This window comes from Candidatus Arsenophonus phytopathogenicus (genome assembly GCF_056113345.1).
Genome location: NZ_JBUIOB010000017.1, coordinates 39,718 through 53,019, shown reverse-complemented (window position 1 = coordinate 53,019; position 13,302 = coordinate 39,718). Strand labels below are relative to the sequence as shown.

The window sequence follows — 13,302 nt, the reverse complement described above, 5'->3', positions numbered from 1 at the left end:
GCTATGAAAACCAAACTGGATGAGTTCCTAGAGTTTCCTTGCTCATTTACCTACAAAGTGATGGGGCTTGCTAAACCTGAGTTAACAGATCAAATCGTTGAAGTGGTTCAACGACATGTTCCGGGTGATTATGTACCATCGGTTAAACCAAGTAGTAAAGGTAACTTTCACGCAGTATCAATTACCATCACAGCAACCAACATTGAACGAATAGAAAAACTGTACGAAGAATTAGCTAAACTAGAATTAGTTCGTATGGTGTTGTAGACACAAGTTATAGTTTCAAGCGTTACGTTAACTATACTAGAAAGAATAATTATGCAGGTTAGACTGCATAATTATTGCATATTCCTATCAGTGGCAGAAAAAGTTTGTTAAAAAAAACCATTATATTACGTCAATTTGGGCTGCATGCTTACCAACCCATTTCTGATGAGATGCATCAGTTTACTAAAAAACGCGCGGTTGATACACCAGATGAACTTTGGCTAGTGGAACATTACCCTGTTTTTACCCAAGGCCAAGCGGGTAAAAAAGAGCACCTACTCGCGCCCGGGAATATTCCAGTTATCCAATCTGATCGTGGTGGACAAATCACTTATCATGGCCCCGGTCAGCAAATAATGTATATTTTATTAGACTTAAAGCGTAATCAAATTGGTGTGAGAGAGCTGGTAACTACACTGGAAAATACGGTAATTAATACTTTATCCGAATTTGGTATTACTGCCTACGCACAGCGCGAAGCCCCCGGGGTTTATGTTGAACAAAAAAAAATATGTTCTCTCGGGTTACGTATCCATAAAGGTTGTTCGTTTCATGGCTTAGCATTAAATATTAATATGGATCTTGCGCCCTTCGAACGTATTAATCCTTGTGGCTATGCCGGCATGCAAATGACGCAACTAAATGATTTAGTCCCTGGCAGCCAGGTTAAAGATGTCGAACCTTTATTAATAAAACATTTCTGCAACCTACTAGGATTTCAACTTGCAGAATAAGTTGTTATAATTTTTTTATAATTATTAAAAAAAATTGAAACATGACATAAATAATGATCATATGTGATAGCATAAAATATATCTATTATTGATCCGCAGCAGGAACCTAATGGAACTGGCATAATTATGAGTAGACCAATTCAAATGGAGCGTGGCGTTAAATATCGTGACGCTGATAAAATGGCATTGATCCCTGTCAAAACAATAAGAACGGATCATACAGAAATTTTACCTAAACCTGAGTGGATGAAAATAAAACTTCCCGCTGATTCCAGCAGAATAAAAGAAATAAAAAACGCAATGCGTAAGAATGGCTTACACTCAGTCTGTGAAGAAGCCTCTTGTCCTAACCTCGCTGAATGCTTTAATCATGGTACCGCCACTTTTATGATTTTAGGGGCTATCTGTACTCGTCGCTGTCCATTCTGCGATGTTGCCCATGGACGTCCTAATGCTCCTGATCCTAATGAACCAGCAAAATTAGCAGAAACCATTAAAGATATGGGATTAAAATACGTTGTTATTACTTCAGTAGATCGTGATGATCTGCGCGATGGAGGAGCCCAATATTTTGCTGACAGCATTACCGCTATTCGAGAGAAAAATCCAAACATCAAAATAGAAACGCTAGTGCCTGATTTCCGCGGTCGTATGGATCGCGCCTTAGCAATTTTAGCCGCTGCGCCACCCGATGTTTTTAATCACAATCTTGAGAATGTTCCGCGTATCTATCGCCAAGTACGCCCTGGCGCTAATTACGAATGGTCATTACAATTACTAGCAAAATTCAAGCAAATGCATCCTGAAATACCGACAAAATCAGGATTAATGGTTGGATTAGGTGAAACTAATGAAGAAATAGTTGATGTTATGCGAGACTTACGCCGCCACGGCGTTACCATGCTAACCTTAGGCCAGTATCTCCAACCCAGTCGGCATCATTTATCAATAAAACGTTATGTCAGCCCTAAAGAATTTGAAGAAATGAAAAATGAGGCAATATCAATGGGCTTCACGCATGCAGCATGTGGCCCACTAGTACGCTCATCTTATCATGCAGATTTACAAGCGAAAGGCATAGAAATTAAATGATTTATCATTTAATTTCATGCCAACATAAAAACCCGTCTCAATAATTGAGACGGACTATTATAAATTCTTATAGTAAATCAAATAGCGACAACGTTTATAGCAGATGGCCCTTTCTCCCCCTCAGTAATATCAAACTCAACTTCCTGACTTTCGGCCAAAGTCTTAAAACCTTCGGTTGTAATAGAACTGAAGTGAACGAACACGTCTTTACTGCCATCTTCTGGAGTGATAAAACCAAAACCTTTTGCTTCGTTGAACCACTTAACGCTACCTTTAACTTTTGACATCAATATTACCTTTACATAAATAAAAACACACAGTTTGTGTCTTATATAGTACAGCAAAAATTATGCTTCATTGTCTACTACTAAGATCACGAAATTAATTAAAAACTTAAATTATCATTGTAATATAGGATAAAAACCTAAAAAAACAATCAAAAAAACCAATAATAGTGTTTATAAATGTTTATTATAACATTTTTAGCCAATTTTTCGACTATTTCTATTCTTTTCATAATCTAAAAGCCAACTTTTTATATCTAACCCACCGCTGTAGCCTACTAATTTACCATCATGACCAATAACACGATGACACGGAATAATAAGCACAATAGGATTACGCGAATTTGCCATACCAACTGCTCTACAGAAATTAGCAGAACCTAGTGCAATTGCGAGCTCCTTATAACTCCAGCATTGGCCATATGGAATTTCACCAAGTTGCTGCCAAACTCTTTTCTGAAAATGGGTACCGGAAGGATTCAAGATGACAGAAAAATTGTCTCTTTCACCATTAAAATATTGCTCTAATTCTTTTATACACTGTTCGGTATGAACATTTTTACGTTCTTTTTCATTTATTTGGTTAACAAAATCAACACCGATTATTCCATTATGATCAGCGGTAATGTGAATGAAAGGTCTTGGAAAACCTTTTGGGGTAGAAAAATAATGGTGGTACATAACAACTTCCTTAAAATAGTTAACTATTTTAACAATTCATTTTATCCCACAAACAAAATTACCGCTGTTGGCAAAAATGTTTCTGCCTATTAGAATATTTGTTAAAAAATATAATAAAAATACAAATTTTTTATTTCTTGTTGAAATAATAAGTTAGATATAATTCCCACCACAAATTAGATAACACTATATATAGTATGGTTGAATAAAAATAAATCAAGATATAGTATTTATAATGGCTGATCAATTGTAAACTTAGTTATTACCAAATTAAGGAGCCAACAATGAATATTATCGTCTACAGTAAACCAGATTGTGTACAGTGCAATGCAACTTGTCTAGCATTAAAACGTAAAAATTTACCTTATGATGTCGTGGATTTAACCCAAGATCATGAAGCATTGCGTTTTATTACCAAATTGGGCTATCAGCAAGTACCCGTTATTATAGCCGGTAAGCAACATTGGTCAGGCTTTCGCCCTGATATGATCAATCAATTAGCCAGTAATTAACATAATATGATGAAAAATCAGTCACTTATTTACTATTCCAGTAAATCGGAAAATTGCCATCGCTTTGTGCAAAGATTGGGCTTCCCTGCTACACGCATTCCTATTGATACGAATGAGATACTATCAAATGCCACCCAACCTTACGTTTTGCTGCTCCCTACCTATGGTGGCGGTGGTACAACCGGTGCTGTACCCAAAGCTGTTATTTACTTTTTAAATCAACCCCAAAATCGAAAGCTTTTACGGGGCGTCATTGCATCAGGAAATAGTAATTTTGGTGAAACTTACGCTATAGCAGGCAACATTATTTCCGCTAAATGCCAAGTACCATTGCTCTATCGTTTTGAATTACTCGGTACTGAACGGGATCTTCAACAAGTACGCCAAGGGTTACAACAATTTTGGCAACAACAAATGCAGTGAAGTAATACGGAGCTTCCTTATGACAGTACAGCCTCAAGAACAACTCGATTATCATGCACTCAATGCCATGCTAAACCTGTATGATAAAGATAATAAAATTCAACTCGATAAAGATAAGCAGGCGGCTCATCATTACTTTCGCCACCATGTCAATAAAAAAACGGTTTTTTTTCATAATTTACAGGAAAAACTGGATTTTTTAGTAGCAGAAAATTATTACGACTCGGCAATACTGGCACAATATGCATTTACTTTTATTAAAAAACTTTTCCAGCGAGCCTATAACCACAAGTTTCGTTTTCAAACATTTCTTGGTGCCTTTAAATATTATACTAGCTACACCTTAAAAACTTTTGATGGTAAGCGTTACTTAGAGCGTTATGAAGATAGAGTTTGCATGGTTGCTTTGACGCTTGCCCAAGGAAATCAAGAGCTAGCTAGTCAACTGGTGGATGAAATTATTAGTGGCCGCTTCCAACCAGCAACGCCCACTTTTTTAAATTGCGGTAAAAAACAGCGTGGTGAACTGGTATCTTGTTTCTTACTACGGATAGAAGATAACATGGAATCGATAGGCCGTTCTGTCAATTCCGCCTTGCAACTGTCAAAACGTGGCGGTGGCGTAGCTTTCTTATTGACTAATTTACGTGAAGCTGGAGCACCGATAAAACTCATTGAGAACCAATCTTCTGGCGTAGTACCTGTAATGAAAATGCTAGAAGATGCCTTCTCTTATGCCAATCAACTTGGCGCAAGACAAGGGGCTGGAGCAGTCTATCTGCACGCCCATCACCCTGATATTTTAAGCTTTTTAGATACTAAACGTGAAAATGCCGATGAAAAAATCCGGATTAAAACCTTGTCACTGGGTGTAGTGATCCCGGATATTACCTTTCATCTAGCTAAAAATAATCAAGATATGTATCTTTTCTCACCTTACGATATTGAGCGCTGTTATGGTGTCCCTATGTCGGAAATTGACATTACTGAAAAATATTCAGAAATGGTAAATAATAAAAACGTTCGCAAACAGAAAATCAACGCCCGTGAGTTTTTCCTCACCTTAGCAGAAATTCAATTTGAATCAGGCTATCCCTATATTTTATTTGAGGATAATGCCAATCGTCTAAATCCTATTTATGGTCGGATTAATATGAGTAATCTGTGCTCAGAAATCTTACAAGTCAATGATGCCAGCATCTACGACGAGAATTTAGAATATCGGCATGTAGGTAAAGATATTAGCTGTAATTTAGGCTCAATGAATATTGCCAAAACGATGGATTCCCCTGACTTTGCTCATTCAATTGAGATTGCCATTAGAGCATTAACAGCTGTTTCAGATATGAGCCAGATCCAATCAGTGCCTTCGATTCAAGCAGGTAATAAAAAATCACACGCTATTGGTTTAGGACAAATGAATTTACATGGCTATCTGGCACGTGAGCATATTCATTATGGTTCAGACGAGGGAATTGATTTTACCAATATCTACTTTTATACCGTAACTTACTACGCCTTACAGGCATCGAATAAGCTAGCTATTGAGCGCCAACAATATTTTAGCGGTTTTGAGCACTCTAAATATGCCTCTGGCGAATATTTTGATAAATATATTAATCAGCAGTGGCAACCTAAAACTGAAAAAGTAAAACAGCTATTTCAACGCTCAGCCATCCATATCCCAACTACTGAAGATTGGCAAAAACTCAAGCAATCTATTATAGAGCAGGGGATTCTATAATCAGAATTTACAAGCCATTCCACCCACAGGCTCTATCTCTTATATTAATCATTCAACTTCCAGCATTCATCCTATTGTTGCGCGTATTGAAATTCGTAAAGAAGGAAAAATTGGCCGCGTCTATTATCCAGCCCCTTACCTGACGAACGAAAATTTAGAGTATTATCAAGATGCTTATCAAATAGGTTCTGAAAAAATCATTGATACATATGCTGCTGCTACCCAACATGTCGATCAAGGGCTGTCATTGACCCTTTTCTTTATTGATGACGCAACCACGCGAGATATTAATCGTGCTCAGATATATGCTTGGAAAAAAGGGATTAAAACCCTTTATTACATAAGGATCCGCCAATCAACATTAGAAGGAACAGAAGTCAAAGGCTGCGTTTCATGTGCACTATAATTTATAGGTTTATCAAATGGCGATAAAAAATTCGATAGTACGAGCAATCAACTGGAACCGTATTGAGGATGATAAGGATCTAGAAGTATGGAATAAATTAACCACCAATTTTTGGTTACCAGAAAAAATTCCACTTTCAAATGATATTCCAACTTGGAATACATTAACAAAACAGGAAAAAAAACTAACAATACGTGTTTTTACTGGCTTAACCCTACTGGATACTATTCAAAATAGCGTAGGAGCGCCTGCACTGATGACGGATGCCTTAACACCGCATGAAGAAGCCGTCATGTCAAATATCAGCTTTATGGAAGCAGTCCATGCTCGTTCATATAGCTCTATCTTTTCAACCCTTTGTCTGACTTCCGATGTTGATGATGCTTATCAATGGAGTGAAGAAAATAGCGCTTTACAAAAAAAAGCCCATTTAATATTGGAGCACTATTGTTACACTCATCCTCTTAAAAAAAAAATTGCCAGTGTCTTTCTCGAATCCTTTCTCTTCTATTCCGGATTTTACCTGCCAATGTACTGGTCAAGCCGAGGAAAACTAACCAACACGGCCGATCTTATTCGATTAATAATTCGCGACGAAGCGATTCATGGCTACTATATCGGCTATAAATTTCAAAAATCACTCATCAAATATAGTGATAAAGAAAAAAATGAAATAAAAGATTTCGCTTATGAATTATTATTAAACTTATACGATAATGAAATTGAATATAGCGAATCTTTATATGATGACGTTGGTTGGACAGAGGATGTCAAAAAATTTCTTCACTATAATGCCAATAAAGCATTAATGAATTTAGGCTATGAGTCTCTTTTCCCAGAAGAGACGACTAATGTCAGCCCGGCAATCTTGTCAGCACTCTCACCAAATGCTAACGAAAACCACGATTTCTTTTCTGGTTCAGGTTCCTCTTACATCATTGGTAAAATGATCACCACAGAAGATGAGGATTGGAGCTTTTAATTTATCAATAACAGCTAGCAAATTAATTTTTTAGTTGATAACACAAAGCAAATCTATCTTTACGCTTTATATTAATCAATTACTCATATTATTCTTCTATAAAAACAAAAAATAATTAAATTTATAAATTAATTTAATTGGTAAATAAAAAATCATATTAAAGATTATTTGATAATAAAAAAATTCCACCCTCAAAGTAAAAGTCAATACATTTCCATTAATAACAACAATTTAAAAAAAAATATCATTTATTAAAAAATAATTTGGCAATAAAAATAACGTTTTATGCAATATTTGCTAAAAATCACACCCACCTTTTTGATTAATTTTGTTAAACATAGGGTTGCCAGCATATTTCATTATGTTAAGTTATATAAAACATAAATTTAAATAAGGATACGAAAAGTTAATACGCCAATTAATTAACTAACCATAGGATATTGTTATTGCATGTCATTTAAAATAGAAGTGAAAAATTTGTACAAAGTATTCGGAGATCATCCTAACCAAGCTTTTAAACTTATCAATAAAGGCTTAACTAAAGAACAAATATTTAATAAAACCGGTTTAGCTATTGGTGTTAAAGACGCCAATCTGGCCATTGAAGAAGGCGAAATTTTCGTCATTATGGGTTTATCGGGCTCAGGAAAGTCTACCCTAGTGCGGCTCCTCAATCGCCTAATTGAACCGACCAAAGGCCAAGTCTTAATTGACGGCGAAGATATTGCTAATATTTCGCAGGAAAAATTACGTAAAGTACGGCGTAAAAAAATTAGTATGGTATTTCAATCCTTCGCATTAATGCCCCATCTCAATGTATTAGATAATGTCGCATTTGGTATGGAATTAGCTGGTGTTGCTAAACCAGAACGAACAGAAAAAGCATTAGCCGTTTTGCGACAAGTTAATCTTGAACAATGGACACAATCTTTTCCAAACGAATTATCAGGTGGTATGCGCCAACGTATTGGCCTTGCACGAGCATTGGCTAATGATCCTGATATTTTGCTGATGGATGAGGCATTCTCTGCGCTAGATCCACTAATTAGAACAGAAATGCAAGATGAATTACTGTCATTACAAGGTGATAAACAACGCACGATTATTTTTATCTCTCATGATCTGGATGAAGCTATGCGGATAGGTGACCGGATCGCAATTATGCAAGATGGCGTTATTATCCAAGTTGGTACCCCTGATGAGATCTTAAATAATCCGGTTAATAATTATGTTAAAACGTTTTTTCGTGGCGTCGATATTAGCCAAGTCTTCTCTGCCAAAGATATTGCCCGCCGTCGACCCGACGCCTTGTTACATATTGCTCCTGGTTTTGGCCCACGTTCAGCACTAAAAATACTGAATGATGAAGATCGTGATTATGGTTATTTAATTGAAAGAGGTCAAAAATTTGTCGGTATCGTTTCAATCAACTCATTGGAACAAGCATTATTCGATAAAAAAAATATTGAACAGGCAATCTTAACCTCACCTTGTGCTATTGATGCCAACACTCCACTTAATGAACTTATTTCAACTATTGCTCAATCTCCCTGTGCAGTTCCTGTTATTGGTGATAATCAACATTATATTGGCGTTATTTCTAAAGGGATCTTACTGCAAACATTGGATAAGGAGACAATAAATGGATAACCAAACTCACATAAATCAAGAAATAATTCACGATCCTTGGAACACTATAACAACAGAAACCTCTACAGATTGGTTAGACATCCCGATAACCGATGAACCAATAAAACATTTTGATATCATGCATCCCTTTCAACAGCCACTCATACCGCTAGACTCATGGGTTTCACATGTTATCGATTGGATAGTTTTACACTTCCGCCCATTATTTCAAGAGATCCGTCTGCCGATTGATTTTATGTTAAGTCGTTTTGAACAAATCCTAACAACATTACCTGCTACTTTTATCATTGTTTGTATCGCACTATTAGCCTGGCAGTTATCAAATAAAAAAATGGCAGTAGCAACTTTCATCTCATTGGTCTTCATTGGAGCTATTGGCGCCTGGCCAGAAGCAATGATAACTTTATCTCTGGTATTAACTTCCTTATTTTTCTGTCTGTTAATAGGTTTACCATTGGGAATATGGTTAGCAAATAGCAAACCAGCAAGCCAGATAATTCGGCCTCTACTAGATGCAATGCAAACCATGCCAGCATTTGTTTATTTGGTACCTATTGTTATGTTATTTGGTATTGGTAATGTCCCTGGTATTGTCGTCACGATTATTTTTGCTCTACCGCCAATTATTCGACTAACTATTTTGGGAATAAGGCAAGTACCCGATGATCTTATTGAAGCTGCAGAATCGTTTGGTGCCAGTCGAAATCAACTTTTGTTTAAAGTTCAGTTACCGCTTGCTGCGCCTACTATCATGGCGGGAGTTAATCAGACATTGATGTTATCACTTTCAATGGTTGTTATTGCATCTATGATTGCTGTTGGCGGGTTAGGGCAAATGGTACTAAGGGGAATTGGTCGATTAGATATGGGACTAGCAGCGGTAGGTGGGACTGGTATTGTTATATTAGCTATTATTCTGGATCGGCTAACCCATTCATTAGGTGAAAAAGCCTGCATTAAAAAAAATACCGCTTGGTATCACTCGGGGCCTATTGGCTTAGTGACCTGTTTATTGCAAAAAACTAAAACTCGTTTCTGCAAATAAACATGATGTTATTTTTATCATATAAACAATTTTAGCTTATTCATTTTGTCGATACCCCCTAGAGAGGAAATCACATGCGTAAAACTATTTTGCTGGCTGCGGCTTTAACAACATTAATCAGTATTAAACTATCCGCCACTGAACTACCAGGTAAAGGTATAAAAGTACAACCGATACAAAGCACAATTGCCGAAGAGACTTTCCAAACTTTGATTGTTAATAAAGCATTGGAAAAATTAGGCTATCAAATTTTACCCATCCAAGAGGTCGACTATACTGTTGCTTACGCATCAATTGCGGCCGGTGATGCGACGTTTATGGCTGTCAATTGGCAACCATTACAGAATGCCCAATATGCAGCGGTTGGTGGAGATAACCGCCTATACCGTAAAGGCATTTATGTCAGTAATGTCGTTCAAGGTTATCTGATAGATAAAAAAACGGCGGATAAATACCACATCACCAACATAGCGCAATTTAAAGATGCTAATATTGCTAAATTATTTGATACCAATGGTAACGGTAAAGCCGATCTCACTGGTTGTAATCCAGGTTGGGGCTGTGAAGCCGCCATTAATAACCATTTAAATGCTTATCAACTAAACACAACCGTTGAGCATAATCAGGGTAATTATGCAGCGATGATAGCGGATACCATCACTCGTTACAAAGAAGGTAAACCCATTTTCTATTATACCTGGGAACCTTATTGGGGCAACGCCGTGCTTAAACCGGGTAAAGACGTTGTTTGGTTGCAAGTTCCTTTTTCTTCACAACCAAATGATGATAAAAGTGATACCACGTTAGCAAATGGTAAAAATTATGGTTTTCCACCTAGTACAATGCATATCGTCGCCAATAAAATTTGGGCAGCAAAAAATCCTGCGGCGGCAAAACTATTTGCCATTATGGAAATTCCAATTACAGATATTAATGCCCAAAATCTTCGTATGCATGATGGTGAAGCTTCGCAAGCTGACATTGAACGTCATGCTCAAGGTTGGATAAAAGCTCATCAACAACTTTTTAATAACTGGATAAAGATTGCTTTAAAAACTAACTAGCAAAAATTCTGTCGTTACTCATTTTATGTGATTTTCTATAAATAGGCTGAATGTTATCTTTTTAACCTTTTTTATATTATGTGGCCACTTAATAACAATAAAGACATTCGCCTTTATTTAAATGAATAAGTAAATTAATTTTTAACTTATCATCTAACAATCAAGTAGATAGCTAGTTTAGATTAACCATTGTTTATTTTAATTTATCTATGTTTAATTTGATATTAATATTATAACAAAACAATTAATTAATATTAAATGTAATTTGTGATGTAAAATAATTGGGTGTGAGTGACTTAATGATAATATATGCAAAAAATTGAATATTTATAATATTTAGCAATAAGATCTCAGTAATGAGGTTATTCAAGGGGAAAACATAATGAATGTGTTAAGTTATTTACAGCGAATAGGCCGTGCTTTGATAGTGCCTGTCGCTGTGCTGCCTGCCGCTGCGATTTTAATGGGGATCGGTTATTGGATCGATCCTAATGGCTGGGGAGCTAATAGTACTATTGCTGCTTTACTGATTAAATCAGGTTCAGCAATTATAGATAATATGTCAATATTATTTGCAATTGGCGTTGCGTATGGTTTATCAAAAGATAAAGATGGTTCGGCAGCATTAACCGGTTTTGTCGGTTTTTTAGTGGTAACAACCCTATGTTCACCAGCGGCTTATTCGATGATTATGGGTATTGCTATCGAGCAAGTTCCTGCAGCATTTAGTAAAATTAATAATCAGTTTGTTGGGATATTGGTTGGTGTATTGGCGGCGGAACTTTATAATCGCTATAGCGGTGTCGAGTTACCGAAAGCATTGTCGTTCTTTAGTGGCCGCCGTTTAGTACCTATATTGACTTCATTTTTGATGATCCTGTTATCTTTCGTTCTGATGTATGTTTGGCCATTTATCTATAATGCATTAGTACTGTTTGGTGAAAATATTAAAGATTTGGGTTCATTAGGTGCCGGTATTTATGCTTTTTTTAATCGTCTATTAATCTCGGTTGGATTACATCATGCATTAAATTCAGTATTTTGGTTTGATGTGGCGGGTATTAATGATATTCCTAACTTTCTGGCTGGTGCTAAATCGTTAGCTGCAGGTTTAGCCGAAAAAGGTATTACTGGGCGTTATCAAGCTGGATTTTTCCCTATCATGATGTTTGGTTTGCCTGGTGCGGCATTGGCCATTTATCACTGTGCTCGTCCTGAAAATAAAGCAAAAGTCGCTGGTATCATGATGGCAGGTGCTTTCGCCTCCTTTTTTACTGGGATCACGGAGCCGCTCGAATTCTCATTCATGTTTGTAGCGCCGGTTCTTTATGTCATTCATGCTCTATTAACTGGATTTTCTGTTTATATTGCAGCTGCAATGCACTGGATATCGGGTTTTGGTTTTAGTGCTGGTTTAGTCGATATGTTACTGCAGAGCCATAACCCATTAGCAGTGCATTGGTATATGTTGATTTTCCTCGGGGTAATTTTCTTTTGTTTATACTATGTCATATTTCGTTTTGCGATTAATAAGTTCAATTTAATGACCCCAGGTCGTGAAATAATAAACGACTATCAAGCCGTTGATGATTATGACAAAGATATAACCACCAGTGCTAAAGATATTACCCATGAAGCATACCAATATCTTGCGGCGGTGGGCGGAACCGATAATTTAACAGTAATCGATGCCTGTATTACTCGTTTACGTTTAGGTGTAAAAGCCGTTGATATTGTTAATGATGACTTGGTAAAAAAACTGGGTGCATCAGGCATCATTCGTTTAAATAAACATAGTGTGCAAATTATTGTTGGAACCCGAGCAGAAATGATTGCGGAAGCAATGAAAAAGATTGCCGCCCGAGAAGTTGTTTCACCGTTAAATTTTGTTGAGAAATATAATCGACAGTTAGCAGTAAAAGTAAAAAAATAAGCATGTGGGGCAAACAATTTTAACGCTGGTAGCGTCGGTTAGTGGTGAAATTTATTCCCTTGATGAAGTTCCGGATGAAGCTTTTGCTAGCCGTATTGTCGGTGATGCTTTAGCGATTAAGCCAACGAGTGGTGAGGTATTAGCGCCTGTATCGGGCAAGATTGTGAAAATTTTTGCTACCAATCATGCTTTCTGCATCGAGACGAATGAAGGTGTTGAAGTGATCGTTCACATGGGTATTGATACTGTAACGTTAAAAGAGCAGGGTTGTGAGCGTTTAGTTGAAGAAAATAGTGATGTAAAGGTAGGTCAGCCTATCCTGAAATTAGATCTCGATTATTTGGAACAGCATGCTAAGTCAATGATAAGTCCAGTCGTTATCAGTAATATTGATGATTATCAGGGATTGACAATAGTTGCAACTGGTGAAGTAATCGCTGGAGTAACACCAGTTTATGATGTATTGAAGTAATGTGTTTTATCAT

Annotated in this window: 11 protein-coding genes and 2 pseudogenes; 11 read left to right on the top strand and 2 right to left on the bottom strand. The window is 36.6% G+C overall.

The features are described from left to right. Nucleotides 1-3 precede the first annotated feature (3 nt). From ybeD to lipA, 3 genes are all read left to right on the top strand, one after another. A complete protein-coding gene (gene ybeD / locus AC01GB_RS03575) occupies nt 4-267 on the top strand; it encodes a DUF493 family protein YbeD (RefSeq protein ID WP_474450495.1) in 264 nt (87 codons plus the stop codon). Nucleotides 268-371: 104 nt separating this feature from the next. Further along, nucleotides 372-1,001: a lipoyl(octanoyl) transferase LipB gene (gene lipB, locus AC01GB_RS03570; RefSeq protein WP_032116292.1), complete on the top strand. Its 630-nt coding sequence runs from the start codon at nt 372-374 to the stop codon at nt 999-1,001. Nucleotides 1,002-1,127: 126 nt separating this feature from the next. After that, complete coding sequence (gene lipA, locus AC01GB_RS03565; protein WP_474450492.1) at nt 1,128-2,093, top strand: lipoyl synthase; 966 nt, start codon at nt 1,128-1,130, stop codon at nt 2,091-2,093. Between the two features lie 77 nt (nt 2,094-2,170). Here lipA and cspE read toward each other — a convergent pair whose 3' ends face one another. Together cspE and AC01GB_RS03555 are read right to left on the bottom strand one after the other, a co-directional pair. Further along, a complete protein-coding gene (gene cspE, locus AC01GB_RS03560) occupies nt 2,171-2,380 on the bottom strand; it encodes a transcription antiterminator/RNA stability regulator CspE (protein WP_474450489.1) in 210 nt (69 codons plus the stop codon). A gap of 195 nt (nt 2,381-2,575) precedes the next feature. Then, a complete protein-coding gene (locus tag AC01GB_RS03555) occupies nt 2,576-3,058 on the bottom strand; it encodes a methylated-DNA--[protein]-cysteine S-methyltransferase (protein ID WP_474450487.1) in 483 nt (160 codons plus the stop codon). A gap of 284 nt (nt 3,059-3,342) precedes the next feature. Between AC01GB_RS03555 and AC01GB_RS03550 the strand changes: the two genes are divergently transcribed. From AC01GB_RS03550 to nagE, 8 genes and pseudogenes are all read left to right on the top strand, one after another. After that, entirely contained in the window at nt 3,343-3,570 is a 228-nt protein-coding gene (locus tag AC01GB_RS03550; protein ID WP_474450486.1) for a glutaredoxin family protein, read from the top strand. A gap of 9 nt (nt 3,571-3,579) precedes the next feature. Continuing rightward, nucleotides 3,580-3,993, top strand: coding sequence for a class Ib ribonucleoside-diphosphate reductase assembly flavoprotein NrdI (gene nrdI, locus AC01GB_RS03545; protein WP_474452315.1), 414 nt, complete (start codon nt 3,580-3,582; stop codon nt 3,991-3,993). 19 nt (nt 3,994-4,012) lie between these two features. Then, a pseudogene (gene nrdE / locus AC01GB_RS03540) lies at nt 4,013-6,143 on the top strand (class 1b ribonucleoside-diphosphate reductase subunit alpha). 16 nt (nt 6,144-6,159) lie between these two features. Continuing rightward, the gene (nrdF, locus tag AC01GB_RS03535) at nt 6,160-7,125 is read left to right on the top strand and encodes a class 1b ribonucleoside-diphosphate reductase subunit beta (protein WP_474450484.1); all 966 of its coding nucleotides are present in this window, start codon (nt 6,160-6,162) and stop codon (nt 7,123-7,125) included. Nucleotides 7,126-7,575: 450 nt separating this feature from the next. Further along, complete coding sequence (gene proV, locus AC01GB_RS03530) at nt 7,576-8,775, top strand: glycine betaine/L-proline ABC transporter ATP-binding protein ProV (protein WP_474450482.1); 1,200 nt, start codon at nt 7,576-7,578, stop codon at nt 8,773-8,775. Beyond that, nucleotides 8,768-9,820 (top strand): glycine betaine/L-proline ABC transporter permease ProW, encoded by a 1,053-nt coding sequence (proW, locus tag AC01GB_RS03525; protein ID WP_474450480.1) that lies wholly within the window; start codon nt 8,768-8,770, stop codon nt 9,818-9,820. Before proV ends, proW begins: the two co-directional genes overlap by 8 nt. A 74-nt stretch (nt 9,821-9,894) precedes the next feature. Beyond that, on the top strand, nt 9,895-10,884 hold the full coding sequence (gene proX, locus AC01GB_RS03520) for a glycine betaine/L-proline ABC transporter substrate-binding protein ProX (RefSeq protein ID WP_474450478.1): 990 nt from the start codon (nt 9,895-9,897) through the stop codon (nt 10,882-10,884). A gap of 382 nt (nt 10,885-11,266) precedes the next feature. Continuing rightward, nucleotides 11,267-13,289 (top strand): annotated as a pseudogene (nagE, locus tag AC01GB_RS03515) (N-acetylglucosamine-specific PTS transporter subunit IIBC). The last annotated feature ends 13 nt before the right edge of the window (nt 13,290-13,302 follow it).

Coding starts and splice junctions, on each gene's coding strand:
- ybeD (WP_474450495.1), top strand. CDS start 4: ATGAAAACCAAACTGGATGAGTTCCTAGAGTTTCCTTGCTCATTTACC.
- lipA (WP_474450492.1), top strand. CDS start 1,128: ATGAGTAGACCAATTCAAATGGAGCGTGGCGTTAAATATCGTGACGCT.
- cspE (WP_474450489.1), bottom strand. CDS start 2,380: ATGTCAAAAGTTAAAGGTAGCGTTAAGTGGTTCAACGAAGCAAAAGGT.
- AC01GB_RS03555 (WP_474450487.1), bottom strand. CDS start 3,058: ATGTACCACCATTATTTTTCTACCCCAAAAGGTTTTCCAAGACCTTTC.
- AC01GB_RS03550 (WP_474450486.1), top strand. CDS start 3,343: ATGAATATTATCGTCTACAGTAAACCAGATTGTGTACAGTGCAATGCA.
- nrdI (WP_474452315.1), top strand. CDS start 3,580: ATGAAAAATCAGTCACTTATTTACTATTCCAGTAAATCGGAAAATTGC.
- nrdF (WP_474450484.1), top strand. CDS start 6,160: ATGGCGATAAAAAATTCGATAGTACGAGCAATCAACTGGAACCGTATT.
- proV (WP_474450482.1), top strand. CDS start 7,576: ATGTCATTTAAAATAGAAGTGAAAAATTTGTACAAAGTATTCGGAGAT.
- proW (WP_474450480.1), top strand. CDS start 8,768: ATGGATAACCAAACTCACATAAATCAAGAAATAATTCACGATCCTTGG.
- proX (WP_474450478.1), top strand. CDS start 9,895: ATGCGTAAAACTATTTTGCTGGCTGCGGCTTTAACAACATTAATCAGT.